Consider the following 24,379-nt stretch of genomic DNA (forward strand, 5'->3'; position numbering starts at 1 on the left):
CTGTCAGTTATTTATGGACGGCCAAAATGCCCAAGATCAGCGACAAGCAACGCGAAGGTAGGCGGCAGCAGATCCTCGAAGCGGCCCTCGCCTGCTTCGCCGAGCAAGGCTTTCACCAGACCGGCATGGCCGACATCGTCAAACGGTCGGGCTTGAGCCACGGCGCGGTCTATCTCTACTTCCAGAGCAAGGACGATTTGATCGAGGCGCTCGCCGACGACCGGCATCGTCGCGAGGCCGTGCTCAACTCGGTAGCGCAGGGATCGGGTGATCCGATCGAAGGACTCCACGCGCTGATCCGCGTCTACGCGCAATGGCTCACCGATCCCGCCGGCGAAGCGCGGCGTCGCGTCGGCATTCACGGCTGGGCGGAGGCCCTGCGCAATCGCCGCGTCCGCACCAGCGTCGTCGAAGGCATCGACATGCCGCGCGCGCTGATCGTGGCGCTGGTCGAGCGCGGGCAGCATGACGGCCTGATCAAGCGCGACCTAGACGCCGACGCGGTCGCACGCGTGCTCATCGCGATCTTCCAGGGCTTCGTGCTGCAGAAATGCTGGGGCGAGGATTTTGACATCGAGGCCTGCATGATGGCCGTCGGCGGCGTGATCGAGGGATTTCGCACGACCAGGCCTGACATCAAGCGACGGACCAGGACGTAAGCGATGTCCTGGATCCACGATCTCCTCGCAGGCATCGGCGTCGGTCTCGTCGGCGGGCTGACATCGGGCTTCATGGGAACGAGCCCGGGCGGCGGGCTTGTCGTCTTCACCGTGCTGCTGCTCGGCGCGGAGCAGCATGTCGCCCAGGGGACGTCGCTGATTACGCAGGTCCCTCCCACTGGCCTCGCCGGCGTACGCCGCTACTGGCAGAGCGGCAATCGCAGCCCGCTGCAATGGATCGCCTGGATCGGCCTCGGATTTCTCGTCGGCGGTGCGGGCGGCGGTTACGCAGCAGCGGCGGTCTCCGACTCGGTGCTGCAATGGACCTACGTCGTCTATCTCGTCGCGCTGATCGCCCTTCTGATCCTGCGCCGCAACCGCAAGGACGGGAGCCACGCGGCCGCCGACCGAGACGAACTGCCTTGGCTCCCCCTGCTCCTCATCGGCGCGCTCGCCGGATTTTCCTCCGGCTTCATGGGCATCGGCGGCGGACTCGCGATCACCGTCGGCCTCGCCGCGGGCCTACGCGTCCCGCAGCACCAGGCGCAACTCGTCAGCCTCATCTTCTCGGTCATCCCGACCAACATTCCGGCGGCCTGGATCTACTGGAGCAAGGGGCTCATGGTCGGCTGGCCGGCCATCATCGGGATTCTCGCCGGCCTCTGGATCGGCACCGATCTCGGCGCACGCGCGGCCAACGGCGTCAGCAAAGCGGTGCTGCACAGGGTCATGATCGCCCTCATCTCGGTGATGGCGCTCTACATGACGCATAAGGCGCTGACCTGATTCTACGGCCGCTTCGGAATGTTCAGGCCGCGCTGCACGGCAGGACGCGCCAGCCCCCGTTCGAGCCAGGCACCGACCGACTTGAACTGGCTGAATTCAACGAGATCGCCGGCGCCGTAGAAGCCGATGAGGTTGCGCACCCAGCCGAGCATGGAGATGTCGGCGATAGTGTAGTCGTCATCCATGAACCACTGCCGGCCGGAAAGATGCGTCTCCATCACGCCGAGCAGACGCTTGGCCTCGCTGACATAGCGTTCGAGCGGCCGCTTGTCCTCGAAATCCTTGCCGGCGAATTTGTGGAAGAAGCCGACCTGGCCGAACATCGGCCCGATGCCGCCCATCTGGAAATGCACCCACTGGATGGCCTGGTAGCGGCGCGCGGCGTCCTCCGGCAGAAGCTTGCCGGTCTTCTCGGCGAGGTATTGCAGGATCGCCCCGGACTCGAACAGCGGCAGCGGCCGGCCGCCGGGACCGTTGGGATCGAGGATCGCCGGGATCTTGCCGTTCGGATTGAGCGAGAGGAATTCCGCCGTCTTCTGGTCGTCCTTGCCGAAGTCGACGAGGTGGACCTCGTAAGGCAGACCGATCTCCTCCAGCATGATCGACACCTTGACGCCGTTCGGCGTCGGCAGCGAATAGAGCTGAAGCAGTTCCGGATGCCTGGCAGGCCAGCGCTTGGTGATGGGAAAGGCGGACAGATCAGGCATCGGAACCCCGGCTTCGTTCGTGAGATGCCGCCTAATCTAGGCGAGCCGTCGAACGGCGCAAGGCCGAGCCGTGATCATGCATCGAAGCCGGACTACAGGGGCCGCAGCAGATGCCTGGCCGCGTACGCGATATCGCGCTGCGCGCGTTGCTCGATGAAGAGCTGCCCGGTGACGAGCAGCGCCCCGGTGAAAACGAGCGCGAGCATCGCGGTCGCGAACTGACTGGCATCCTTCATCGCACGAGCTTCTCCGTCATCGGTTCGCACGGGGAACGCGGGCCGACCGTCGACAGTTCCTGCACGCTTCAAATAAATTGCCACTTTATCCCGAATCGAGACGCGCGAGGCCGCGACCTCAATAATTGATCTCCATCCGCAGTCCGCGCGGATCGACCTCCTCGCCGCCGACACGCTCTGTGCTGTCGCGGGCCGCGACCGCGCAGGCACAGGCATCGATGAGATCGTCGCGGCCGATGCCGGTGCCATGACGCTGCGTCAGCCATGTCTCCAGGCGCGTGAAGCCGCGTTGCGCCAGCAGCGAGATGCGCTGCTCACGACCTCGCGCCGACGTCTTCTTCGGAAGACGGACTCGGCCCGCCAGGTTCCAGAAAATCAATTCCGGATGCGCTTCGCCAATTGTCGCCTGCCGCACCGGCGTCATGATCTCGTCGACGTCCCTGATCTTGTCCCTGATGTTCCAGAGCTGCGCCGACACGCCCCTGCCCTTGCCCTCCCGCTCCCAATAGTGGCGATTGGCTGCCGCCATGTCGGGAAATGTCCAGAGATCGCGGCGCGCGCCAAGAAACACGGCAGGGCCGACCAGCTCGCGTGCACGCAAGTCGCAGGCTCGATGGCCGCTGGGCTTCAATCCGATCGGCATGTCGATCATCGCACGCGCATGCGACATCGCAAGCAAGCGCGTCAGGCCCGGCGAATAATCAAAGCCATGATCGCCGCGCTCGTCGATCCAGGCTGCGACCCAGCCGAAGCGAAATCCATCGAGACCGAGATAGTTTGGCAAATCATACGTCCCGACGTCGACTAGACATCTATGCTTCTCCCTCGTCTCGATGCCGCTCGAACAAGCGCCGGGCCAGCAACGCATGGCCGAGCGTGCCGCCGGCGCGCACGGCCGCGGCGATCAATGCCGCTTCGGCGACTTCCTCCCGCGTCGCGCCGGCTTTCGCTGCCTGCGCCGTATGCACGTCGAGGCAATAGGCGCATTGCGTGGTGAGTGCCACCGCGAGCGAGATCAGCTCGCGATATTTCGGCGGGATCAATCCGTCCTTGCGCTCGACCGCGTGGTTGAACGCAAGGAACGCGTTGGCCTCGACCGGCGCGAGCGCCACGAAAGCCGGGACAGACTTCAGATCGTCAGGCGTTTGATAATCGGTCACGTCTCACCTCGTCAGATATTCGCGCATCAGGGCGCGGGCGCGATGCAGGCGCGCCTTCACGGTCGGCCTGGACGCACCGAGCGCGGCGGCGATTTCGTCGATGGTCATTTCCTTGACGTCCCGCATCAGCGCGACATCGCGATAATGCGCCGGCAACGCTTCGAACGCAGCCGCCACGTCAAGACGCAAATCCGCTTCGGAGCGCGACGGCAGCGGAGCCTCCGCCTCGCCGTCGTCGATCGATGGCGCAAGCCCCGCCTTGCGCGCGAGCCGCAGACATTCGCGGCGGACCACGCTGAACAGCCACGCGGAAAGAGCGACGAGCGAGCGGATCGTGCCGACATGGCGGAACAGGATCCACATCGCCTCCTGGGTTGCATCCTCGGCATCCGCCGAGCTGCGGCAGGTGGCGCGTGCGTAGCGGCGGATATCCGGCTGCGCCGTCTCGAGCAGAGACGCGATCGCCTGGGGATCGCCGAGCCGGGCCGCCTCGAACAGATTTGACGAGATCGCCGCCGCACTCACGACACGCCTCCCCGTCCGATCCCGGCCATCGCGCACATCGGGCAATAGCCGACGAGCCCCGTCAGTGCGAAGCCTGCGCCCCCGAGCGCCACCAGCCACGCTGCGACGCCGGTGAGAAAAACGAATGCGGCAATCGCAACCGCAATTCCGAGCGCAACCCGCACCGCCTGATGCAGACCGCCGATATTCTTCCTGTAGAATGCCATCACATCCTCCGAAATCAGCCGAAGCAAAATGCCTCGACCATCAAGAGGACGCGAAGGCCGGAAAGGATTCGCGGACGCCGGCAATTTTTTCGCGATCAGCCCCCGACCGCCTGGTAGGCCAGGCGCTTGAACTCGAAGAAGAATGGGTTCCAGAAGCCCATATGGCGCTGGGCCATCAGCACGCCGACAGTGTTGGCCTGCGGACAAATCCACCAATGGGTGCCGGCAAGCCCACCCCACTGGAATTCGCAGGTCGAATTCGGGGGATCGAACGGCGTCGGCGCAAACGTGACGGCGCCGCCGAGACCAAAGCCCTTGCCGGGGATCGGGCCGAGATTGGCAAATCGGATGGTCTGGCCCGCTGGCAATTGGTTCGTCATCATCTGCCGCAGCGTGTCGGGCTTCAGCAGCGCATCCGAACCGGGGAGCAGCGCGCGTACCAGCGCGAGCATGTCGGGCAAGGTCGAGACCAGACCGCCGCCGCCCGAGAGCCGCGGAAACGGCCGCCGATAGGCCTGCGGATAAGGCAGATTGTCGGCCCGCGTCAGGCCCGGCTTCATCGGATCGAGCACGTCGGCACCGGTGTAGAGCGCAACCAGCCTGCCCTGCTGCGCCTCGGGCACTGAGAAGCCGGTATCGACCATACCGAGGCGATCGAAGATGCGCGCCTTGAGGAAGGTGTCGAGCGCATGACCGGAGACGACCTCGACCACGCGGCCGAGCACGTCGGTCGCCACCGAATATTCCCAGCCCGCGCCGGGATGATAGGACAGCGGCAGATCGGCAAGCTTGTCGATCATGTCGGTCAGCGGCGTGAGCGGATTGAGCACGCGCGCCTCGTTATAGCCTTTGAACAGCACCGTGCCGGGATCGAAAATGCCGTAGCTGAGGCCCGAGCTGTGGGTCAGCAGCTGGCGGATCGTGATCGGGCCCTTCGCCGGCTCGACATCGGCAAGGCTCGCGGCACCCTGCTTCAGCACCTTGCGATTGCCAAGCTGCGGCAGGAATTTCTCGACGGGGTCATCAAGCCCGATGCGGCCCTCCTCGACCAGCAGCATGATCGAGCACGTCACGAAGATCTTGGTGTTGGAGAACGCGCGAAAGATGTGGTCGGGCCGCAGCGCGGCTTTTGCCTCGCGATCGGCGAAGCCGACGCAGTGCTGATCGACGACATCGCGCCCCCGCAGCACCGCCCAGGACACGCCTGGAATGATCTCCTGATCGACGTAACGCTGCATCGCCGTCCGCGCGGCGGAAAAATCAGGTGTTCTGGCGTCCATGTGTGTTTCCCCCAATTATGGTTGGAATGGATATAGCGCGAATTGGCCGGATATGAAGCCCGTCCGGATAGCGCAGCTCATCCCTGCTTCGCCAGCACCGTCACATACAGGCGGCGGCGGATGCGCATGCCCTGCCGCTGATACAGTGCGATCGCCGACGCGTTGTTCGAAAAGACGTGCAGGAACGGAATTTCGCCGCGCGCCTCGATCCGGCGCGCGACCGCCGCGAGCAGCGCCTGCGCGTAGCCGCGCCCGCGATAGTCCGGATGCACGCAGACGGCCGTCATCTCGACGAATTTTCCCGGCTTCATCCGCTCGCCCGTCATCGCGACCAATTCTCCACCAACGCGGATGCCGAGGAACGTGCCGAGTTCATGGGTGCGCAACGCGAACGGACCGGGCTTGGTTAGCTCCGTCAGCGCCATCATGGCGGCGACGTCGGCCGCGCCCAATTTGACGATTTCGGCATCGCGAAGTGGGCTGTCGGCCGGCGAGCCGATCATCTGCTCGCCGGTCTCGGCGAGCACGACCTTGAAGCCGGCGGGAACGTCGACCGGCTCCGGCGTGAACAGCGCGGCGACCTGCGAGCCCGCCAGGAGATCACCGAGCGCGGCGAAGCTTGCCTCGGACATGTCGACCATGTCGGCAAACGGTGTCATGTCCACGGGATAGCGCCGCGCGCGCGGGCCGCCCTCCGCCAGATGCTTCTGGCTCGTCGTCAGCGCACTCCAGATCGGACGATCCAGTAGCCGCTCATCGCTGTCGGACACCGGCTTAGTCCTTGTCGAAGCTGACGATCACCGCCGCATTGGCGATCAGGATGGGATCGTTGGCCACTTCCGTGGCCGAGGGAATCTCCAGCCCGCCCTTGACCGCAGTCACGGTCACCGTGCCGTAAGGCAGCTCCTTCGCAACGGCGTCCTTGTCCACCGCCTCAGGGTTGGGCACCGCAATCGTGACGTCGACGAACATATCGTTCGCGGTCTTGCCGATCATCCGGAAGAATCCGAGGCTCGAATGCCTGATGGCATCCGATACGGCACGCTTCGCCGCCTTGGTGGCGTCCCTGCCGTGAACGTCAACGCCCATGCCCATCTCGGTGATACAGCGAACGCGAGTCATTTCATAATTCCTGTGGTTGGTTGAGCTACGTTGATGCAGGTTGTTATCGGATTTTGGCTGATCAGCATACTCCGTCATTGCGAGGAGCAAAGCGACGAAGCAATCCAGACTGCCTCCGCGGAAAGATTCTGGATTGCTTCGCTGCGTTCGCAATGACGATGTGGCGAGAGCATCGACCACATCACGCCTTCGACTTCTCGTGCGCCCGCAGTTCATCTACCAGCACGCGCACGTTCTCCGAATAGTCGATCGGGATTACGACCAGGTGCACGCCGCCCTCCTTGAAGGCCGCATCGAGCGTCGGGCCGAAGCTGTCGATGCTCTCGATGCGATGTCCCTTGGCGCCGTAGGCCTTCGCGTAAAGGACAAAATCGGGATTGCCAAAGGTCATGCCGTAATCGGCGAAGTGATCGACGGCCTGCTTCCAGCGGATCATGCCGTAGGCGTTGTCCTCGAGCACCAGCACGACCAGGTTGAGCTTGAGGCGGACGGCGGTCTCCATCTCCTGGCTGTTCATCATGAAGCCGCCGTCGCCGGCGACCGCGAGCACGCGGCGATCGGGATAAAGCATCGCGGCCATCATCGCCGACGGCAGGCCGGCGCCCATCGTCGCCAGCGCATTGTCGAGCAGCAGCGTGTTGGCGACCCGGGTTCGGTAGTTGCGCGCGAACCAGATCTTGTACATGCCGTTGTCGAGCGCGACGATGCCATTCTCCGGGATCACCTGGCGGATGTCGTGCACGATGCGTTGCGGTGTCGGCGGCCAGCGCGCCTCGGTGGCGCGGTCGGCGATGTGCGTGAGGATCTCCTCGCGCAACGGCAACAGCGCCGCCGCCTGCGGCAGCTTGCCTTCGAGCCGGTCGGCGAGCAGCTCCAGGCTCGGGCCGACGTCGCCGACGACCTCGGCATCCGGGAAATAGACCAGCTCGACGCTGGCCGGCGTGTAGCTGACGTGAATGACCTTCGGTCCCGACGGCCCCATGATGAAGGGCGGCTTCTCGATCGGGTCATGGCCGATCGCCACGATCAGATCGGCTGCGTCGATCGCGTCATGGACGTAGTCGCGCTCGGATAGCGCCGCCGTACCCATGTAGAGATTAGTGCCGCCGGGCACCGTGCCCTTCCCCATCTGTGTCGTGAAAAACGGAATGCCGGTTCGCCGCACGAAGCTGGCGATGCCGTGGGTCGAGCGCGGCCTGCTGGTCGCAGCGCCCATCATCACCAACGGACGTCTTGCGGCCAGGATCATCTCGGCCGCGCGGTCGAGCGCGGCGCGATGGGCGACCGGAATTTCAATCGGATGGACAGGGATCACGGGGACAGCCGGCACTTCATCGCCCGCGATGTCCTCGGGCAGCTCGAGATGCACCGGCCCCGGCCGTTCCTCCATCGCCACGCGAAAGGCATCGCGCACCACGGTCGGAATGCTGGAGGCGCTGATGATCTGCCGGGAGAGCTTGGTCAGCGGCTTCATAGTCGCGACCACGTCCACGATCTGGAAGCGCGCCTGCCGGCTGCTCATGATCGGCTTCTGGCCGGTGATTAAAATCATCGGCATCGCGCCGAGATGGGCATAGGCGGCACCCGTGGACAGGTTGAGCGCGCCCGGGCCGAGCGTCGAGAGACACACTCCCGGCTTGCCGGTGAGCCGACCATGCGTGGCGGCCATGAAGGCCGCGGCCTGCTCGTGACGGGTCAGGACCAACTCGATCTTGGAGGTGCGCAGTGATTCGACGAGGTCGAGATTTTCCTCTCCAGGGATACCGAAGATGCGATCGACGCCCTCGTTCTCCAGCGCCGCGACAAACAGGTCCGATCCTTTTGCCTTGCGTTCCTGCCCGCTCATGTCGCCTCCGCTCGCTGTGCGTCCCGTGGTCGGGAGCGGTCACATGGTAGCGGCTCGTGGCGCAGGCACAACTCACAAAGAGGCGGGCGATTGTTCCAACATCGTCAATACGCTCGCAACGACGCCGTTTCCGAATTCCGGTAGAGCGGATTGACCGACTGTTCGGACATTTTGCCTGTCGGGCTACGAAGCTCTACAGCTTCGCCTCGGCAAAGATGCCTGATATCCAGTCGAGGAAGACGCGCAGGCGGAGCGCGAGCTGGCGGTTTTGCGGATAGAGCGCGGAGAGCGGCGTCGGCGACGGTGGATAGCCTGCCAGCACCTCGACCAGCGCACCGCTGGCGAGATCCGCTGCGAAGCGATAGCGGGGCGCCTGCGTGAGGCCGAAGCCGAGCCGCGCGAGATCGGCCATGGTGTCGGAATTGTTGACGCGAACCCTGCTTGGCAGCACGACATTGCGCAGCCCGCCGGCGATAGAAAACTCCAGCGGCAAAACATCGCCGGTGCGCGATGAGATGAACGCGACCATCTGATGGCCGTCGAGCGTATCAGGCGTCGCGGGCAAGCCGTGGCTGGCGAGATAGCCCGGGCTCGCCACCGTGATTTCCTCGACCGTCCCGAGACGGCGCAAAATCATCCCGCTGTCCTCGGGCTCTCCCGACCGGATCGCGCAATCGATGCCCTCGCGCACGAGATCGACCAGCCGATCGCCCTGCCCGATCTGCAAGTCGAGTTGCGGATGGCGCGCCAGGAATTCCGGCAGGTGCGGCAAGATGAAGGTGCGGGTCAGCAAAGGATGTGCGTCGATGCGCAGCAAGCCACGCGGTCGCGCATCGCGCATCGTGGTTTCGGCTTCCTCGACCTCCGCGAGGATGGCGACGCAGCGGCGGTAATAGTCCTCGCCGTCGAGCGTCGGCGTGACATGCCGTGTCGTCCGTTCGAGCAGGCGCGCGCCCAGCCGCGCCTCGAGCCCGCGCAAAACCTCGCTCGCCGTCGAGCGGGGAATGCCGAGGTCGGCAGCCGCAGCCGTAAAGCTCTGCCGTTCGACGAGGCGGACGAACAGGCGCATGGCGTCAAACCGGTCCATAGCCGATTGTTCACCACAGCCGACAAGTGATGACAAGTTTTTCGCGATTATCCGGTCGCGGCGATCGGGCATTCTCGAACAGGAGCAACCACACCCCATCACACGGAGAGACCCATCATGCCTTTCGCCAATATCAAGATCCCCCAGGCCGCCCTATCGCGGGCGCAGAAGGCGGAGATCGTGCACAACCTCACCGCGCTGTTCGCGCACTATTTCGGCGAAGCGGCGCGGACGCACACCATGGTGCTGATCGAGGAAGTGCCTGATGGCGGTTATGGCCGCGCCGACGAGGTGTTCGTGGTTCCCGACGCCTATCGCGCAAGCGACGCCGCTACCTCACCTTGAGGCTGAGCTCGGTGCCGCCCTTGAGCGGCAGCGTCATCGATACGAAGCCGTTGTCGGGATCGCGGATGAAATCGAGATAGTCGGGCTCGGCATTGTCGTTCATGACGTAGCCGCCGACGCGCAGCTGCGGCGCGACGATCCCGATCACCTCGCGCGCCAGCGAGGGACCGCTCTCACCCGGCCAGCCGTCGATCAGAACGAAGTCGACGGGACCGCCGAGATCGCGCAAGGTTTTTCGCGCATCGCCCTCGCGGATCTCGGCGTAGTCGGCAAGGCCGGCCTCGGCGAGATTGCGTTTGGCGGTCTCGACCTTGGCCGGCACGATCTCCGAGCCGATCACGGTGCCGCCGCCATTGTCGCGGATAGCGGCCGCGAAATAGAGCGTGGACATGCCGACCGAGGTGGCGAACTCGGCCACGCGCGTAGCACGCAAGCCACGGCACAGCAGATAGATCAGTTCGCCCTGCTCGGAATGAATCGAAAAGCCCTGCTCGGCATAGGCGTGGGGATCACGGCTGTTGAAGGAGCCGCGCGGCCCGCCGCCGGCCGGCCGCTGCCGCGCGCCTTGGAGGCGCGCGAGGACGGCGTTGACGCGTGGGTCTTGAATCGGGCTGTGGGGCCGATCATTCATGTGTTGCTTCGCCTCTCAGTTATTTGCCGAGGATTTCCGCGGCGGCACGATCCAGGATCGCCGCGATGCGGCGTGCCTCGGCGGGGTCGCTGCCAAGCCTGGAACGCAGCGCGCGCTTGAGGTTGTGGCGGGCACGGTGCAATTCGTCGGAGGCGTCGGCATCGAGATCGCTGACGCCAGCAAAGGCCTCGCGCACCTCGTCCATGCGGCGCCCGATCCGCGACAGCGCTTGCAGGATCGCGTCCGCAGTCGCGCGGTTCTCGGCGAGATGCGCCTCGCCCTGCGGCGTGATGCTGTAGAGCTTTCGACCGCCATCCTGCTCGACGCTGCTGTGGCCGACCTCTTCCAGATAGGTCAGCGCCGGATAAATCACGCCCGGGCTCGGCGTGTAGAAGCCGTCGGACCGCTCCTCGATAATCTTGATCAGCTCGTATCCATGAGCCGGCTTTTCGGCGAGCAACGCCAGGATCACGAGCTGGAGGTCCTGCGAGGACAGCCGCCTTGCGCCGGGGAAGTCGCCGCCCGGGCCGCGCCCGAAGAAGCCGTGCCCGCCGCGGCCGAAGCGTCGACCGCCGCCGTGCCGGCCCATGACGAAATGGGCGAAATGCCCGAAGTGGAAGTCTCTTTGGTCTCGTCCGTGGTGCATATCGTACGTCCTTTTGTAAAACATATCTTACGATATAATTTGAGATAAGCGACCCGCAAACCACAAGTCTGTGACCGGGGCCTTGGCGCTGGTCCCGGCTCGGGGGAACAGCACCGCCGGCGACCGATTACTCCGCGGCTTCGCTGTGAGGAACGCCCTGCTCGACCTCGAGCTGAAGGAGGTCGTTGAAGCGGTTGAAGGCACCGCAGAGCGCGATGCGCCAGGTCAGCTCGACAATCTGGGCTTCCGAGAAATGCGCGTGCAGGCGGGCGAAGATCTCATCGCGGGTCTTGTTCCAGTTGTTGGTGACGGCAATGGAATATTCGACGACGAGCTTGTCGAGCTCATCGAGCTCGGGATGGTCCTTGTAATCGACGAGGCGCGCGGCGCCCTCCTCAGACACGCCCTGCACCGCCAGCTTTGGTGCGTGGTGCGAGACGCAATAGTCGCATTTGTTGAGCAGCGAGACCGTGACTAGGGCGAGCTCCAGATGACGCTTCGAGACATTGCCTTCTTCAGCAAGATCAACCAGCAGCGACCACATATGCTTGAAGATCGGCAGGCGGTGGGCCATGACACCGGCCTGGTTCTCGAACGCGCCGTAGGTCGTCATCTTGTCCCACAACGGCCTCAGCGCCTCCGGCAGATCGTCCCTGGTCTTGATCGAAACGCGCGACATCGCAAATTCATCCCTTGTTGGAAGATGCATGTTGCCATAACGGCAGGCCTTTCGTCTCAATTGCGATCGCATGACACCCAAGACATTCGAAGCTCGCTGCCTGCGCCTGCCCGCAGCCACCAAGGTGGTGCAGTGGGAAGGCACCTCCGTGTTCAAGGTCGGCGGCAAGATGTTCGCGCTCGGCGGCGGCTTTGCCGCGGGCTCCGGCGGCTACATGTTCAAGGTCTCGGACATGGGCTATGCGATGCTGATCGAGCATGGCGTGGCACGACCGGCGCCCTATCTGGCGCGCGCCAAATGGGTCCAGCTCGCCAGCAACAACGCACTTCCCGATGCGGAACTCACCGCCTATCTGGCGCAGGCCCATGCCCTGATCGTCGCAAAGCTCACGCGCAAATCGCGCAAGGCGCTCGGGCTGGACTAAGCACTCTCCACAACGTGATGCGCTGATCAACGTACTCCCATTGGACTTTTGCTGCACCGCACCTAGCTCGAAGCAAAGCCCATTCGAGATGGAGTGCTCCATGAGCAAGCCCAACACCACTGCAGCCAACACTTATCGCTATGAACTCGTGCATGATGATGATGACGCCGACTTCGTCGCCTACCAGCGCCGTCGCGAAGACGGGTTCTGGCAGACTTTTGCGACTTGGATGATTCCGCGCACGGTCTGCAACTAGAGCCGCGCGCTTTTCCTCGTACTTGTATCGGAGGCGGATGCCGCCTCCGACTTTCCCAGCGGGAAGGCGCTGCCCGCTCAGCGTTTCTTCTCTCCGGCCGCCTGGGTCGCGCGCAGCAGGTTGTCGCGCAGCCGGCTCACCGTCTTCTGCACCACCGGAAAATCGTCGCCGAGGCCGGTCGCCTCGATCACGGACTCGCCGAGATCCTGTTCGATCAGTTTTCGGCCGCCCGGCGTCAGGCTCACCCGCACCTGCCGCTCGTCGGCGGGATCGCGGTGGCGCTTGATGTAACCGATCTGCTCGAGCTTCTTCAGGATCGGCGTCAGCGTGTTGGATTCCAGGAACAGCTTTTCGCCGAGCGCGCTGACGGTCTGCTCATCCTCGTCCAACAGCGCCACCATGGCGATGTACTGGGTGTAGGTCAGCCCGACCTTGTCCAGCAGGGGCTTGTAGGCGCGGCCGAAGGCCAGATTGGCCGAATAGACGGCAAAGCACAGGAAATTCGACAGTTTTCGGCCTTTGCCGGCGGCTTTGGCGGGACGGGACACGTGAACCTCCGCAATTCGTGATCTCCCGATCAATATAAATCGCATCCGATTAAATCGGAAGAGCTTGACCGGACAAAGCGACGGGTTTATTTCAATTCGCATCCGATTCGATCGGACACGATCTACGTCGAACCCGAAAGGATGCGCCATGACCACCGCTGCAAAGCTTCTCTTCACCGGCAAGACCCACGTCACCTCCGGCCCCGACGGCGCCGCGCACGCGAACGACGGCTCTCTCGATATCAAGCTGGCCCAGCCGCACCCGGCCGCCGAGAACCTGTTCGCCGCCGCCTGGTCGGCCTGCTACCTCGGCGCGCTCGGCCTCGCCGCCGCCCAGCGCAAGGTCAAGCTGCCGAGCGAGCCGTCGGTCGACACCACGATCGACCTGAACAATGCGAACGGCGCCTTCTTCCTGCGGGCCCGTCTCGACGTCAGCGTTCCCGGCGTCGATCGCACGATCGCCCAGGAGTTGATCGAGGCGGCGCACGGCATCTGCCCCTACTCCAAGGCCGTCCACGGCAACATCGAGGTGACCACCACCCTCGTCTGACCCGCCACACCCGACGCCACGATCAAGAGAACATCAGGAGCCGACCATGAGCCCCTATCCATTACGAACCCTGCGCCTGCTTGCGAGCGCTGCCGTGCTTGCCACCAACCTTCTCACCCTGCCGGCGGCAGCCCAGCCGGCCGGCGTCACGCGCACCGACCTCCAGCGCCATGATCTCAGCGCGCCCGGCCGCGAGGCGATCCAGGTCCGCGTCGACCTCGCGCCCGGAGTTGCGTTCGGCCGGCACACTCATCCAGGCGAGGAGATTATCTATGTGCTGATAGGCGCCATCGAATACGACGTCGAGGGCAAGCCGCCAGTGACGCTGAAGGCAGGCGACGTGCTGTTCATTCCAGCGGGAGCGGTTCATGCGGCGAAGAACGTCGGCCCGGACACCGCGAGCGAGCTTGCAACCTATGTCGTCGCCAAGGACAAGCCGCTGCTGACGCTGGTGAAGTGAGACCGGCCGTCTCGATTGACCCGCACACAATATCTGACTAAAGTCAGATATCATGCTCGATCCCGTCTCCCGCGTCCGCCGCTTCAATCGCGCCGTGACCTCCGCCGTCGGCGCGCTCGACACCTCGTTCCTCGGGCGCGGCCGACCGCTCGGGGCGGCGCGCGTGCTCAATGCGATCGGACATGGGCGCTCGGACGTCGCGGAGATTCGCGACTATCTCGGGCTCGATTCCGGATTGATGAGCCGGCTGCTCCGCAGCCTCGAGGACGAAGGGCTGGTCGAGACCACGACGCATGAGGACGATGCGCGCCGCCGTGTCGCGACGTTGACGCGTGCGGGACGGCGCGAGTTCGCAGCCTACGAGGCGCTGTCCAATACGCAGGCCGAAGGCTTCCTGGCGCAACATTCGCAGCGCGAGGCGCTGCTGGCGGCGATGGACCTGATCGCCTCCGCGCTGACGCGCGAGCGCGTCGCGTTGGACGAGATGGATCCACGGAGCGAAGCAGCACGTTATTGCCTGCGCGAGTACTATTCCGAGCTCGGCCGCCGCTTCAAGCAGGGTTTTGACGTCTCGCTGTCGCGCGATCCTGACGCCAAGGACATGCGCCGTCCGCGCGGCACCTTCATCGTGGCGATGTCCGACACGCTGCCGATCGGCTGCGTCGGATTGAAGGGAACGGATCACGGCTATGCCGAGATCAAGCGTCTCTGGGTTGCCCCCGCAGCGCGCGGATTGCGGCTCGGCCGGCGCCTGATGGACGCGGCCGAGAATGCCGCACGCGACCTCGGCGTCACGCTGCTGCGGCTCGACACCAACAGCGCGCTCGCCGAAGCCGGCCAGCTCTACCGCACCACGGGCTGGCGCGAGATCCCCCGCTTCAACGATGATCCCTACCCGGATCTCTTTTTCGAAAAGCACATCCAGTCATAGACCTCGTCACGCCGCCGCCACCGCGGTCTCGCCTTGCGGCTTCGCGAATGGCCTGAAATTCATCGCCATCAGGAAGGCGCCGAGGCCCATTGCCCAGGAGGCGATATAGAGCCAGGCGTAGCTGGAGAAGGCGTCGTAGATCAGGCCGCCGGCGAGCGGGCCGGTCGCCATGCCGAGGCTGCCGGCCATCGCCGTGCCGCCGATCACCGTGCCCATCATGCGCAGCGGAAAGTTCTCGCGCACCAGCACGGCATAGAGCGGCATGGTGCCGGCATAGATGAAGCCGAAGACGGCGCCGACCGCGTAGAACGTCGCGAGCTGCTGCGCGAAGACATAGGCGAGCGCGCCGAACGCCTGCAACAGCAGCCCCGTCACCAGCACGCGCTTGGCGCCGAAACGATCGCCGAGCAGCCCGAAGGCGATACGGCCGCCCATGCCGGCAAAACCCTCGATGCTGTAGATCGTCACCGCCGCGATCAGCGGGATGCCGCAGCTCACGGCATAGCTGACGGTGTGGATGATCGGGCCGGAATGGGTGGCGCAGCAGAAGAAGTTGGTGGCAAGCAGGATCATGAATTGCGGCGAGCGCAGCGCCTCGCCCAGCGACATCTCCCCTTGCGGCGCGCTCTCGCCCGCAGGCGCGGCCACGGCATGCGCCAGCGCGGGCGGGCGTCGCACCAGGAACGAGACCGGGATCATGATGGCGCCGACCACCAGCGCCACGATCTGCATCGAGGTGCGCCAGTCGTGGCCGGAGACGAGCCAGGCCGCGAGCGGCGCCATCGTCATCGGCGCCATGCCCATGCCGGCCGATACCAGCGACACAGCCAGGCTGCGATGGGTGTCGAACCAGCCGGTGACGGTCGCCATCATCGGCGCGAAGATCGCCGCGCAGGAGGCGCCGACCAGAAGGCCGAACATGACCTGGAACGCCAGCAGCGAAGTCGCATGACTTGCGGCGAACAGGCTGAGCGACAGCACCGTCGATCCCGTCAGCACCACCGGCAGCGGCCCGAATCTGTCGGTCGCCGTGCCCCAGGCCATGCTGGTGAAGGCCATCGCCAGGAAGCCGATCGTCATCGCGCTGGAAATGCCGGTCACCGACCAGCCGGTGTCCTTGGCGATCGGCTGGAGGAACACCGGCAGCGAAAACATGCCGCCGATCGCGACGCAGCCGAGCAAGCCGCCGGCGGCGACGATCACCCAGCGATAGGAGGAAGCGTTCATTTGGGTCTCCCGTCAGATCTGTCTGGGTGGAAGACGAATGGGAACTGCGCTTGCCGACAACGGCATCGAGGACACCAGATTTTTTTGGCGCCGCCAAACAAACCCCCGAAAACAACCCCATGCACAGTAGCCGGCCGCTGCCGGATCAAAGACTTACCAACGCCCTGCAACGCGAGGGGCGCGTTTGACACGTCGGGCAAAACACCGGCACAATGTCATCATCCCGCCAACGCGATCTCATCACACTCCGGACGCCGCCGATCTGGCGCACGCCACCGATCCGGTGCGCGGTCAATGCTCCGACTTCGGAGGGAATAGCTGCATGCCAAAGATTGATCTCGCCACCGTGCCGGGCCGAAAAGGCTCGGGTTATCCCGCGCCGCTCGACGCGCCCTGCGCCGAGCGCATCCGCCAACGGCTGGGCAATGCCGGAAAGCTTAAGGATTTCGGCGTCAACCTGATGCGTCTGCCGCCAGGCAGCTGGTCGAGCCAGCGCCACTGGCATTCGCATGAGGACGAGTTCGTCTATGTGCTCGAAGGCGAGCTGACGCTTGTCGAGGACGAGGGCGAAACCGTGCTGAGCGCCGGCGACTGCGCCGCCTTCCCGAAGGGAAGCGGCAACGGCCATCACATGATCAACCGGTCTGATGCGACGGCCGTCTACCTCGAAGTCGGCTCGCGCTCGCCCGATGACCTCATCACCTGCTCCGACGTCGACATGATGAGCCCGGCTTCCAGCGGCCGGTTCCTGCACAAGGACGGCACGCCCTATCCGCACGAATGAACGGCAACAGCGACGCCTCACATGGCTGCGCCATGCCGCCACTCGGTCACGGTCAGCCATACCGCCGAGACCAGGAAGTAGATCGCGCCGACCGCAGCGTAGCCCGCGACATTTGCGATCGTTGGAGACATCGGCGTCGTGGCCTGAAAGATGAAGAAGCCACCGGCCAGAGCCGACTGGCCGCCGCTGAGCACCATGGCCCACTGCGCGCCAAAACTTCTCCAGCGGCGAATCGCGGTCCCCAGCTGGAGCAATCCGGACAGGATCGCCCAGGCCCCGAAGACGCCGAGCACCCCGTTCATGCTCATCTGCAAGGCGACGAGGACCGCGACAGTGGTCACCAGGCTGACCAGAACGTTCAGCGCCTGCGTGCGATTTTGAGCGAGCCCGCCACTGCGCAACGCGTCGACCAAGTTCGCCGCCGCATCCCATGCCGGATAGAGCACGAGCAAGGCTCCGGCAATCGCCGCGGATGACGGCCCGACGACGGCAAAGGCGGCAACGAGCCAGGCGACGGAGAACGCCGCCCGGATGAAGTAGTAGAGCTTCAGCCATTGCTCGCGGTCGGCCCGAACGAGATCCAATTGATGATGCGTCACTGCACTCTCTCCTTTACCTACTAGTTGGTAGTTTTCCCGCACAACAAGTCACCCTCGCCCGCAAGCTCACCTGCGGGCGTGTCGTTGTCGTCTCGTCGATATGTTTCAGTGCCTGGCGGACAACCGATCCAGCAGCGGCCCGGTGATCACACCGAACATCTTTGGATCGCCATAGGCACGCGCCGACAGCATCGCGCCGTGAACGGTCGCCATGAAGCCTTCAGCCTCGATCTTCGCTGCGCTGGAGAGATGCAGCTGCCCCTTCCGCTTGCCGCGCTCCATCACCGAGGTCAGCCACGACGCCAGCGAACGGAAATGCGCGCGGACCTCAAGCGCCACCTGCTCCGGCAGGATCGGTAGCTCGCAGGCAAGCAGCGCACACACGCAGAAAGGCGCCGTCGCATCATTGATGCACGCCTCCCAATACCGGACATAGCTTTTGAGCTGGTCGCGGGGGTCCGCGACATTGCGTTCGAGCGCGGACAGTCCCGCCTCGGCTTCCGCGCGATAGCGCGACACGAGGGTTCGGACCAGATCGACCTTGCTGGCGAAATGGTGGTGGATGCTCGGCTTGCGGATACCGACGATTTCGGCCACGTCGGCATAGCTGAAGCCGTTATAGCCGCCCGCGATGATCAGGGTACGCGCGCAGGCCAGGATGTCGTCGGCCGTCGAGGAAACGTTGGTCATGGCGGATTGACTACCTTCCAGTTGGTAGGCAGTCAAGAACGGGATGCTTCAACCATCCGTGAGTGGTAGGGAGCCTGCATGACCATTCGTCCCCTCCTCCGCTATCCCGATCGCCGGCTCGCGACGCCGGCCCATCCCGTCACCGCATTCGACGGCGCGTTGCGCGAGCTTGCAGCCGACCTGCTCGACACCATGCGCGCCGCGCCCGGCATCGGCATCACGGCGCCGCATATCGGCGTGCCCTTGCGCGTCGTCGTGCTCGAGCTCGACGCCAAGGCGGGTCCGCAAACCTACGTCAATCCGGAGATCGAGTGGGCTTCGCCCGAGATGATCCTGCACAAGGAAGGCAGCGTCTCGATGCCCGGCGTCAACGACGAGGTCCAGCGCCACGCAAGGGTGCGGATCAGCTACTGGGATCTCGACGGCAACATGCACAGCGAGGAGTCGGATGGCTTACGCGCCGTTTGTCACCAGCACGAGATCGACCAGCTCGACGGCATGTTCTGGATCCAGCGGCTGTCGCGGCTGAAGCGGGAACGGCTGGTGAAGAAGTTCGAGAAGATGTCGCGGGATTGAGCGCGTCGCACAGCCAGTGCAGGCTCGCCGACAGACCTGGTTGTGTCGATGCGTGTTGCAGCTCTGAGATGTTCATGGATTTCGGTAGAGGTCGGCACTGGGTCTCGGCATACAGAGCGAGATTTCAGAGAGAACTCCCGCCACTGCAGCTCCAGGTTTGCACGAAATTCAAGCCGATTGGCGTTGTACTTCCAGAGGGCGTGTACTCATTGAGGCGAGATGTCCGCTTTCGGATGCGAAGCAGAACTCACGTGCTCGATCCAAGCCTTACCGGTCGTGACCCAACTCGGACCTTCCGAGTTGCCGCAACAGCAAATGCCACCTCGGGGCAACAGGGCCCTCCCGCGATTACCGCTCACAGGTCCGCAACAAAGTGCTAGGCTCCTCCTGGCCCCAGCGAATTTTTGGCTGGCCGTTCGGAGAGCGCTGTGACGGAGCAGCGGGTTCAAAGGCGATTAGCGGCGATTTTGGCTGCCGACGTGGTCGGCTACTCTGCGTTGATGCAACGCGCCGAGGAAGCTACCTATGCCGAGTTCGAGCGGCTCAAGCGAGAACTGATCGAGCCGAGCCTCTCCCGCCACGAAGGCCGTCTAATCAAGACAACGGGTGATGGCGCACTCGCCGAGTTCGCCAGTCCCCTGGCCGCCATGAGATGCGCGGTTGAGATACAGGATCATCTCGCCGAGGGTAGCGGTCCATTCAAGCTACGCATCGGGCTCAACCTTGGTGACGTGATCGTTGGACAGGACGACGACCTCTACGGCGACGGGATCAACATTGCTGTTCGGCTGGAGGGGATCGCCGATCCGGGCGGTATCCTGATTTCCGACAAGGTCTACAACGAAGTCGAGGGCAAGCTAGACGCTGGCTTCGAGGATCGTGGCGAGCAGCAGCTCAAGAACATCTCCAAGCCGGTCCGCGCCTACGCTGTCCGCGCCGGAGCGCCAGGGGCGCTGACAGAGGGGCTGAGTGCGGCCCCGCCACACCCGGACAAGCCTTCCATCGCCGTACTGCCGTTCGAGAACATGAGCGGCGATCCCGAACAGGAATACTTTGCGGACGGAATGGTCGAGGAGATCATCACCGCACTGTCGCGCTTCAAGTCGCTGTTCGTGATCGCGCGCAATTCGAGCTTCACCTTCAAGGGTCGAGCGGTCGATATCAAGGAGGTCGGGCGAAGGCTCGGCGTGCGCTATGTCCTCGAGGGGTCTGTGCGGAAGGCGTCGGGGAAAGTTCGCATCACAGGGCAGTTGATCGATGCGGTTACAGGCGCGCACATCTGGGTGGACAGGTTTGAGCGTGACCTGACCGACGTTTTTGCTCTTCAGGACGAAGTAACGCTCGCCGTTGTCTCGGCCATTGAGCCAAAGATGCTTCAAACAGAAATTGAATTGGCGACGCGGCGGCGGCCAGAGAACCTCACCGCGTATGATTTTTATCTCCGTGCCATGCCGCAGTTCTACCTAAGGACCCGCGAAGGGTTGGCCGAGGCAATCCGACTGTTCCACCGCGCCTTGGAGCTCGACCCTCGGTTCGGCGCTGTCGCGGCTCTGGCAGGTGTCTGCCACATGCTCAACGTCCTTTTGGGCTATGCCAACGACCCTCAGTTCGACCGCAAGGAAGCGGTTCGGCTTGCTCGTTTGGCATTGAGCATCGACGATGGCGATCCGGACACGTTAGCAAGGGCTGCCGTAATCTCGGCGTTCATGGTCGGCGATCGTGAAGCCGAGATCGAAATGGCTGACCGGGCGGTCGGGCTCAACCCAAATTCATGGCTCACATGGAGCTGCAGAGGCCATGTCTATAGAATTGCGGGGCTGCCGGAGGAAGCGATCTGGAGCTTTGAACGTGCCGTTCGCATGAGCCCAGTAGACCCGCTACTATACATGACGCTTACTGGCATTGGGCAGGCCCTTATCGAGCTTCGCCGCTTTGACGAAGCCATCGTCGTATTGAAGAAAGCCCTTCGTCAGAACCTTTATTTGGCAACTTACCAATGGCTCGCGTCCGCCTTCGCCCATCTCGGACGTGACGCTGAGGCGCACGACGCGGCGGCGCGTGTGCTTGAGATCGATCCCGCCTTTACAATATCGGCGCTTATCGCCCGGGCCGGACTATCAAACGCAAAGCTGTTTATTGAGGGTCTTCGGAAAGCGGGGTTGCCCGATTAGCTCTCCATCCCATGAGGCGATTGAATAGCGGCACTCTGCTGCGACGCATGAGTCCGGTTATGGCCCATCGCTTCAGTTTGCGACATGTCCGGAGCGGGGAGTAGACCGGAAGTCTTCGAGCTACGGGCCAACCGACGCGATTGACCCAACTGAGACATTGGCGCACTAGTTTACTGTTGTGCAAGAATGCGGCAGGCGCTGTGGTAAGCCGCAACGCTCCGGCCCGAGCGGAGACAACGGTCACGGCAGACCTGAGCTTGGCTAGACCAGCTCCGCTGAGACCGACGCTAGCGCGTCATAAAGCGGATCGCGATTGTCCATTCCCAGCGAACCGTCCTCGGGTCTTGCGACGTCGCGGCCTCGAGATGCTTGGGAGCGGTGTGCGCGCGGGCGCCGGTCTCGATGCGCTAACGCACGAAGATGCCTTGTTTAGCGATGGTTGCGCGATATGGCGCCCGTCCTGTTCCTCGGCGGGAGGCGCATCACGACCGCAACTTTCAATTTAGGCAATCTTGGCGACGTGACCGAGACCGGCCGCACCTGCGCCACAGGTGCGCCCCATTGTCATCCCCTCACCTCCTTAATCTGCGTGCCAAGTCGGGGACGTGAATGGGGGGACCGCGGCCGCGCGGCTGGCGACATTGAAGATTTGGCAAACAAGCTGTATTGCCGGCGCGCTGACAGCGACTTCGCTTGTCGCGATTGGTCAGATCGCGGTACCGCGCCCAAGCATCGCAACGCCGAATGCAAGAGTGGCTGATGCATTCAGCGGCATCCCGCTGAATGTGACGACGGTTCTGTCAAATGCTGGCGCCGCGTTTCCGGCCCCGGCCATCGAGACGAAATTCGATACAGGATTATCGGCTAATGCGATCGTTGCGGCGGGATTCAGCGCCGCGGCGCCGGACTCGGTGCCGCCGTCCGATGTAACCACTTCGCAAGAGCCAATGGTGCAGGTCGCCAGCCTTGAGGCAGCGTCGCCCGAGAACTCGGCAACGCTACAGCAGGACCGTCCGCCCGTTGCTTCGCCCAATCCGGGCGAAGGCAAACCGTCGTATCTCAAATACTACGTCTACTCGGAAATTCCGCCGCCGGAAAAACCCGCAAAGATCGCCTTGTCGGCGTTGAGCGACGTTCCGCTCGGAACGCCCGTCCAGGAGATCGAACGTGCAGCCGAAGCGTTCGGTGTCGATGTCAACTTCATGAAGGCGGTCGCCAAAATCGAATCCGATTTCAATCCCAAGCAACGCACCGGCTCCTATATCGGCCTGTTCCAGCTGAGCAAGTTTGAGTTCAGCAAATACGGATCGGGCGACATCCTCAATCCTCGCGACAACGCTGTAGGTGCCGCCTACAAGTTTCTCAGCGAGGCTGCGCTATTCGAAATATTGACGCAGAAAAAGCCGACCCTTTCCGACCTCTACCTGATCCACCAGCAGGGCTGGGAAGGAGCCGCCCAACACATCAGCCGTCCGCAGCGGATTGCCTGGAAGTCGATGTGCGCAACCCGGGAGGGCTCGGCAAAGGGCGAGCGATGGTGCAAGCGCGCTATCTGGGGCAATACGCTGCCTGCGGTCAAACGCGAATGGAAGTCGGTCGATGATCTCACCTCGGGTGCGTTCGTGGCGATGTGGCGGGACCGCGTCGACACGCTCTATGCCCGCTATCCTGTGCTAACGGCGGCGGCCGAACGCTCGAGATAGAACAGCTTGCGACTGCGCACACGCACACCTCTGGGTCGACATTCGTTTCGTCGAGAAGCTGTGTCGGCAATCTAGTTTCCGGCGCCAGGTAAGTTTGCGTTCCGCTCAGAGACTGGGTGGTTGTTCGGCTCCCGCGGCCGGATTGACCCAATACCTCGACCAGTGCCGCTCCGCGGCCCGGACTCCTAGATTATTCACAGGCAATCACGTCGGCTGATAACCCATCAGCGAAGTGACGACACTCCTCGTTGAGGTCCGCTTAGTGGGGTGAAGCGGACTGGATTTGCTCACTCTGAGTTCTTCGCATTTTGACCCAAAGCGGTCGAACGTACCCAATCTAGTTGTTGTCATCGTCTGCTGTGGGAGCCTTCCGAAGAAGGTAGGAGCGCAGCCAGCAAAATTAGTGCTTTCCCCAAATTTATTGAAACGTCACCAACGTTAGACTCTGTCACCGGCACGCCAGTGGTGACCATTACAGCAGTCATTGCACGTGAAGCTCTGTCACTTGAGACACAGGCGACGCTCCTTTCCAACGGCCTTCCTGAGCCAGATGGTTTCCGAGACGTTGCACAGTGTAAATTGATCCGAGGGCAACGACCAATCCAGCCCAGACATCAGCGAAGAAGTGCCCACCACCGATCGGCGTAGCCGCGATCATGACGACATTCCACAAAAGGCCGGCGATCCTCAGCCACCGGAACGGCCAAAGAGCCCAAGCGTAAAGAACCGCACAAACGGCATGAAAACTCGGAAACGTCAGGATAGAACCTAGAGAATAGGCGTTGAGCAGTCTGGTGGTGCCGTCGCGCACGAGCGGAAGTTCTTTCAGGGTCCCGTAGTAGACGACTGGTTCGATATTGGGATGGTCGGCCGGCACGATTCCGACCGCGTGATAAGCGCCAATCGCCGGCACCAGCGTGGAGATGATGGTTGTCGCAATCAGCGCGATGGCGAAGCCAAACGCGAACTCTGCTGCACGTCGGTGATGACCGAACAGCGGCAGGATAAACATCAGGATAAGAAGCTGCCGATGGATGGAACCGTATGTTTGCGTGAAAGCCCAGCGCAGCGGCAGTTGGTCGTTCACGAGGCCGAGGTAGGCCCTGAAATCGAATCCAAGCATACGGTCGAGCGCCAGCAGATTTTTTTCCTGCATGGGCAAATTCGCTGCAGCCGCGACGTAACCGAGAGAAATGAGCAGCACGAGCATTGAAATGAACTGCGCCAGCGTTATGAGCGTGGCGTAGATCTTCGCGTTTCTGGCCGCGGATCGCTCATTGAGATGACCGATGATACCGTAGAGCCCGGCCATTCCGAGCATGGCGAGGTAGCTGCTCCACTCGACACGGAAACTGGTTAGCAAAAGGCCAAGACAAAGACTGACCAGAACAAGGAAGATGAGCGCCCAATTCAGCTGGAACAGGCGCAGAGAAACAAGTTCGTCTTGCGTTAAGCTGTCCTGCTTTGAATGTGACGCCCCCCCCATAAGACTCCAGAGCCATTTGCAGTCACCCGTGGAATTGCGATAGCGCAAATAGCATTACA

The 24,379-nt window shown here is 63.3% G+C and carries 31 protein-coding genes; 12 read left to right on the plus strand and 19 right to left on the minus strand.

Translation table 11 applies throughout. From position 1 onward, the window contains the following. Positions 1-26: 26 nt before the first annotated feature. Positions 27-659, plus strand: coding sequence for a TetR/AcrR family transcriptional regulator (locus ABIB99_RS34325; protein WP_354179870.1), 633 nt, complete (start codon positions 27-29; stop codon positions 657-659). Between the two features lie 3 nt (positions 660-662). Next, positions 663-1,445: a sulfite exporter TauE/SafE family protein gene (locus ABIB99_RS34330; RefSeq protein WP_354179872.1), complete on the plus strand. Its 783-nt coding sequence runs from the start codon at positions 663-665 to the stop codon at positions 1,443-1,445. A gap of 2 nt (positions 1,446-1,447) precedes the next feature. On the opposite strand, the gene ABIB99_RS34335 is transcribed toward ABIB99_RS34330, so the two are convergent. From ABIB99_RS34335 to ABIB99_RS34385, 11 genes are all read right to left on the minus strand, one after another. Then, the gene (locus ABIB99_RS34335; protein WP_071914746.1) at positions 1,448-2,152 is read right to left on the minus strand and encodes a glutathione S-transferase family protein; all 705 of its coding nucleotides are present in this window, start codon (positions 2,150-2,152) and stop codon (positions 1,448-1,450) included. A 92-nt stretch (positions 2,153-2,244) separates the two neighbouring features. Then, a complete protein-coding gene (locus tag ABIB99_RS34340; RefSeq protein ID WP_166095729.1) occupies positions 2,245-2,388 on the minus strand; it encodes a hypothetical protein in 144 nt (47 codons plus the stop codon). Between the two features lie 118 nt (positions 2,389-2,506). Further along, positions 2,507-3,172 (minus strand): DUF429 domain-containing protein, encoded by a 666-nt coding sequence (locus ABIB99_RS34345; protein ID WP_354179875.1) that lies wholly within the window; start codon positions 3,170-3,172, stop codon positions 2,507-2,509. Positions 3,173-3,200: 28 nt separating this feature from the next. After that, on the minus strand, positions 3,201-3,548 hold the full coding sequence (locus tag ABIB99_RS34350) for a carboxymuconolactone decarboxylase family protein (RefSeq protein ID WP_354179877.1): 348 nt from the start codon (positions 3,546-3,548) through the stop codon (positions 3,201-3,203). Positions 3,549-3,551: 3 nt separating this feature from the next. Beyond that, positions 3,552-4,073: an RNA polymerase sigma factor gene (locus ABIB99_RS34355; protein ID WP_354179879.1), complete on the minus strand. Its 522-nt coding sequence runs from the start codon at positions 4,071-4,073 to the stop codon at positions 3,552-3,554. Then, the gene (locus ABIB99_RS34360; protein WP_063983742.1) at positions 4,070-4,279 is read right to left on the minus strand and encodes a YgaP family membrane protein; all 210 of its coding nucleotides are present in this window, start codon (positions 4,277-4,279) and stop codon (positions 4,070-4,072) included. The genes ABIB99_RS34355 and ABIB99_RS34360 overlap by 4 nt, the downstream gene beginning before the upstream one ends. A 95-nt stretch (positions 4,280-4,374) precedes the next feature. After that, a complete protein-coding gene (locus ABIB99_RS34365) occupies positions 4,375-5,559 on the minus strand; it encodes a serine hydrolase domain-containing protein (protein ID WP_354179881.1) in 1,185 nt (394 codons plus the stop codon). Positions 5,560-5,636: 77 nt separating this feature from the next. Further along, on the minus strand, positions 5,637-6,329 hold the full coding sequence (locus ABIB99_RS34370; protein WP_354179883.1) for a GNAT family N-acetyltransferase: 693 nt from the start codon (positions 6,327-6,329) through the stop codon (positions 5,637-5,639). A gap of 4 nt (positions 6,330-6,333) precedes the next feature. Then, the gene (locus tag ABIB99_RS34375; RefSeq protein ID WP_063983745.1) at positions 6,334-6,681 is read right to left on the minus strand and encodes a Lin0512 family protein; all 348 of its coding nucleotides are present in this window, start codon (positions 6,679-6,681) and stop codon (positions 6,334-6,336) included. A gap of 181 nt (positions 6,682-6,862) precedes the next feature. Then, a complete protein-coding gene (locus ABIB99_RS34380; protein WP_354179885.1) occupies positions 6,863-8,527 on the minus strand; it encodes an acetolactate synthase large subunit in 1,665 nt (554 codons plus the stop codon). Positions 8,528-8,720: 193 nt separating this feature from the next. Beyond that, positions 8,721-9,614, minus strand: a complete 894-nt coding sequence (locus tag ABIB99_RS34385) for a LysR family transcriptional regulator (protein WP_063983747.1) — start codon at positions 9,612-9,614, stop codon at positions 8,721-8,723. A 117-nt stretch (positions 9,615-9,731) separates the two neighbouring features. On the opposite strand from ABIB99_RS34385, the gene ABIB99_RS34390 reads away from it, so the two are divergent. Continuing rightward, a complete protein-coding gene (locus tag ABIB99_RS34390) occupies positions 9,732-9,959 on the plus strand; it encodes a tautomerase family protein (protein ID WP_014495867.1) in 228 nt (75 codons plus the stop codon). Here ABIB99_RS34390 and ABIB99_RS34395 read toward each other — a convergent pair. The 3 genes from ABIB99_RS34395 to ABIB99_RS34405 all read right to left on the minus strand — a co-directional run bounded on the left by ABIB99_RS34395 (position 9,946) and on the right by ABIB99_RS34405 (position 11,915). Then, positions 9,946-10,590, minus strand: coding sequence for an O-methyltransferase (locus ABIB99_RS34395; protein ID WP_354179888.1), 645 nt, complete (start codon positions 10,588-10,590; stop codon positions 9,946-9,948). The genes ABIB99_RS34390 and ABIB99_RS34395 overlap by 14 nt on opposite strands. A gap of 19 nt (positions 10,591-10,609) precedes the next feature. Further along, positions 10,610-11,236 (minus strand): PadR family transcriptional regulator, encoded by a 627-nt coding sequence (locus ABIB99_RS34400; RefSeq protein WP_354179890.1) that lies wholly within the window; start codon positions 11,234-11,236, stop codon positions 10,610-10,612. A gap of 127 nt (positions 11,237-11,363) precedes the next feature. Beyond that, positions 11,364-11,915: a carboxymuconolactone decarboxylase family protein gene (locus ABIB99_RS34405; protein ID WP_354179892.1), complete on the minus strand. Its 552-nt coding sequence runs from the start codon at positions 11,913-11,915 to the stop codon at positions 11,364-11,366. Positions 11,916-11,985: 70 nt separating this feature from the next. Between ABIB99_RS34405 and ABIB99_RS34410 the strand changes: the two genes are divergently transcribed. After that, a complete protein-coding gene (locus ABIB99_RS34410) occupies positions 11,986-12,339 on the plus strand; it encodes an MmcQ/YjbR family DNA-binding protein (protein ID WP_354179894.1) in 354 nt (117 codons plus the stop codon). A 100-nt stretch (positions 12,340-12,439) separates the two neighbouring features. Beyond that, positions 12,440-12,595 (plus strand): hypothetical protein, encoded by a 156-nt coding sequence (locus ABIB99_RS34415; protein ID WP_094184234.1) that lies wholly within the window; start codon positions 12,440-12,442, stop codon positions 12,593-12,595. Positions 12,596-12,672: 77 nt separating this feature from the next. Here the strand turns inward: ABIB99_RS34415 and ABIB99_RS34420 are convergent, their stop codons facing one another. Continuing rightward, positions 12,673-13,143, minus strand: a complete 471-nt coding sequence (locus ABIB99_RS34420; RefSeq protein WP_135215233.1) for a MarR family winged helix-turn-helix transcriptional regulator — start codon at positions 13,141-13,143, stop codon at positions 12,673-12,675. 148 nt (positions 13,144-13,291) lie between these two features. Between ABIB99_RS34420 and ABIB99_RS34425 the strand changes: the two genes are divergently transcribed. Genes ABIB99_RS34425 through ABIB99_RS34435 form a run of 3 tightly spaced genes read left to right on the plus strand, consistent with a single transcriptional unit; the run spans position 13,292 to position 15,084 of the window. After that, on the plus strand, positions 13,292-13,693 hold the full coding sequence (locus ABIB99_RS34425; protein WP_354179896.1) for an Ohr family peroxiredoxin: 402 nt from the start codon (positions 13,292-13,294) through the stop codon (positions 13,691-13,693). A 46-nt stretch (positions 13,694-13,739) separates the two neighbouring features. Then, positions 13,740-14,153 (plus strand): cupin domain-containing protein, encoded by a 414-nt coding sequence (locus ABIB99_RS34430; protein ID WP_354179897.1) that lies wholly within the window; start codon positions 13,740-13,742, stop codon positions 14,151-14,153. 52 nt (positions 14,154-14,205) lie between these two features. Next, positions 14,206-15,084, plus strand: a complete 879-nt coding sequence (locus ABIB99_RS34435; RefSeq protein ID WP_063983755.1) for a bifunctional helix-turn-helix transcriptional regulator/GNAT family N-acetyltransferase — start codon at positions 14,206-14,208, stop codon at positions 15,082-15,084. A 6-nt stretch (positions 15,085-15,090) separates the two neighbouring features. Here ABIB99_RS34435 and ABIB99_RS34440 read toward each other — a convergent pair whose 3' ends face one another. Further along, positions 15,091-16,311, minus strand: a complete 1,221-nt coding sequence (locus ABIB99_RS34440; RefSeq protein ID WP_063983756.1) for an MFS transporter — start codon at positions 16,309-16,311, stop codon at positions 15,091-15,093. A gap of 322 nt (positions 16,312-16,633) precedes the next feature. On the opposite strand from ABIB99_RS34440, the gene ABIB99_RS34445 reads away from it, so the two are divergent. Then, entirely contained in the window at positions 16,634-17,095 is a 462-nt protein-coding gene (locus tag ABIB99_RS34445) for a cupin domain-containing protein (protein WP_063983757.1), read from the plus strand. A 17-nt stretch (positions 17,096-17,112) separates the two neighbouring features. Here the strand turns inward: ABIB99_RS34445 and ABIB99_RS34450 are convergent, their stop codons facing one another. Next, positions 17,113-17,694, minus strand: a complete 582-nt coding sequence (locus tag ABIB99_RS34450) for a DUF308 domain-containing protein (RefSeq protein ID WP_354179898.1) — start codon at positions 17,692-17,694, stop codon at positions 17,113-17,115. 105 nt (positions 17,695-17,799) lie between these two features. Then, on the minus strand, positions 17,800-18,384 hold the full coding sequence (locus tag ABIB99_RS34455) for a TetR/AcrR family transcriptional regulator (RefSeq protein WP_063983759.1): 585 nt from the start codon (positions 18,382-18,384) through the stop codon (positions 17,800-17,802). Positions 18,385-18,462: 78 nt separating this feature from the next. On the opposite strand from ABIB99_RS34455, the gene ABIB99_RS34460 reads away from it, so the two are divergent. From ABIB99_RS34460 to ABIB99_RS34470, 3 genes are all read left to right on the plus strand, one after another. Beyond that, positions 18,463-18,960: a peptide deformylase gene (locus tag ABIB99_RS34460; protein ID WP_231144870.1), complete on the plus strand. Its 498-nt coding sequence runs from the start codon at positions 18,463-18,465 to the stop codon at positions 18,958-18,960. A gap of 428 nt (positions 18,961-19,388) precedes the next feature. After that, positions 19,389-21,131, plus strand: coding sequence for an adenylate/guanylate cyclase domain-containing protein (locus ABIB99_RS34465; RefSeq protein WP_231144868.1), 1,743 nt, complete (start codon positions 19,389-19,391; stop codon positions 21,129-21,131). Between the two features lie 752 nt (positions 21,132-21,883). Further along, positions 21,884-22,834, plus strand: a complete 951-nt coding sequence (locus tag ABIB99_RS34470) for a transglycosylase SLT domain-containing protein (RefSeq protein ID WP_354122525.1) — start codon at positions 21,884-21,886, stop codon at positions 22,832-22,834. A 481-nt stretch (positions 22,835-23,315) separates the two neighbouring features. Here the strand turns inward: ABIB99_RS34470 and ABIB99_RS34475 are convergent, their stop codons facing one another. After that, positions 23,316-24,368 carry a phosphatase PAP2 family protein gene (locus ABIB99_RS34475; RefSeq protein WP_354179901.1) on the minus strand — a complete coding sequence of 351 codons (1,053 nt, stop codon included), beginning with the start codon at positions 24,366-24,368 and terminating at the stop codon, positions 23,316-23,318. Positions 24,369-24,379 lie beyond the last annotated feature (11 nt).

Source organism: Bradyrhizobium sp. LA6.1 (assembly GCF_040547805.1).
Taxonomy (GTDB): Bacteria; Pseudomonadota; Alphaproteobacteria; order Rhizobiales; family Xanthobacteraceae; genus Bradyrhizobium; species Bradyrhizobium barranii.

Coding starts and splice junctions, on each gene's coding strand:
- ABIB99_RS34460 (WP_231144870.1), top strand. CDS start 18,463: ATGACCATTCGTCCCCTCCTCCGCTATCCCGATCGCCGGCTCGCGACG.
- ABIB99_RS34390 (WP_014495867.1), top strand. CDS start 9,732: ATGCCTTTCGCCAATATCAAGATCCCCCAGGCCGCCCTATCGCGGGCG.
- ABIB99_RS34440 (WP_063983756.1), bottom strand. CDS start 16,311: ATGAACGCTTCCTCCTATCGCTGGGTGATCGTCGCCGCCGGCGGCTTG.
- ABIB99_RS34335 (WP_071914746.1), bottom strand. CDS start 2,152: ATGCCTGATCTGTCCGCCTTTCCCATCACCAAGCGCTGGCCTGCCAGG.
- ABIB99_RS34430 (WP_354179897.1), top strand. CDS start 13,740: ATGAGCCCCTATCCATTACGAACCCTGCGCCTGCTTGCGAGCGCTGCC.
- ABIB99_RS34340 (WP_166095729.1), bottom strand. CDS start 2,388: ATGAAGGATGCCAGTCAGTTCGCGACCGCGATGCTCGCGCTCGTTTTC.
- ABIB99_RS34425 (WP_354179896.1), top strand. CDS start 13,292: ATGACCACCGCTGCAAAGCTTCTCTTCACCGGCAAGACCCACGTCACC.
- ABIB99_RS34405 (WP_354179892.1), bottom strand. CDS start 11,915: ATGTCGCGCGTTTCGATCAAGACCAGGGACGATCTGCCGGAGGCGCTG.
- ABIB99_RS34455 (WP_063983759.1), bottom strand. CDS start 18,384: ATGACCAACGTTTCCTCGACGGCCGACGACATCCTGGCCTGCGCGCGT.
- ABIB99_RS34375 (WP_063983745.1), bottom strand. CDS start 6,681: ATGACTCGCGTTCGCTGTATCACCGAGATGGGCATGGGCGTTGACGTT.
- ABIB99_RS34330 (WP_354179872.1), top strand. CDS start 663: ATGTCCTGGATCCACGATCTCCTCGCAGGCATCGGCGTCGGTCTCGTC.
- ABIB99_RS34445 (WP_063983757.1), top strand. CDS start 16,634: ATGCCAAAGATTGATCTCGCCACCGTGCCGGGCCGAAAAGGCTCGGGT.
- ABIB99_RS34325 (WP_354179870.1), top strand. CDS start 27: ATGCCCAAGATCAGCGACAAGCAACGCGAAGGTAGGCGGCAGCAGATC.
- ABIB99_RS34400 (WP_354179890.1), bottom strand. CDS start 11,236: ATGCACCACGGACGAGACCAAAGAGACTTCCACTTCGGGCATTTCGCC.
- ABIB99_RS34380 (WP_354179885.1), bottom strand. CDS start 8,527: ATGAGCGGGCAGGAACGCAAGGCAAAAGGATCGGACCTGTTTGTCGCG.
- ABIB99_RS34385 (WP_063983747.1), bottom strand. CDS start 9,614: ATGGACCGGTTTGACGCCATGCGCCTGTTCGTCCGCCTCGTCGAACGG.
- ABIB99_RS34360 (WP_063983742.1), bottom strand. CDS start 4,279: ATGGCATTCTACAGGAAGAATATCGGCGGTCTGCATCAGGCGGTGCGG.
- ABIB99_RS34435 (WP_063983755.1), top strand. CDS start 14,206: ATGCTCGATCCCGTCTCCCGCGTCCGCCGCTTCAATCGCGCCGTGACC.
- ABIB99_RS34365 (WP_354179881.1), bottom strand. CDS start 5,559: ATGGACGCCAGAACACCTGATTTTTCCGCCGCGCGGACGGCGATGCAG.
- ABIB99_RS34415 (WP_094184234.1), top strand. CDS start 12,440: ATGAGCAAGCCCAACACCACTGCAGCCAACACTTATCGCTATGAACTC.
- ABIB99_RS34395 (WP_354179888.1), bottom strand. CDS start 10,590: ATGAATGATCGGCCCCACAGCCCGATTCAAGACCCACGCGTCAACGCC.
- ABIB99_RS34410 (WP_354179894.1), top strand. CDS start 11,986: ATGACACCCAAGACATTCGAAGCTCGCTGCCTGCGCCTGCCCGCAGCC.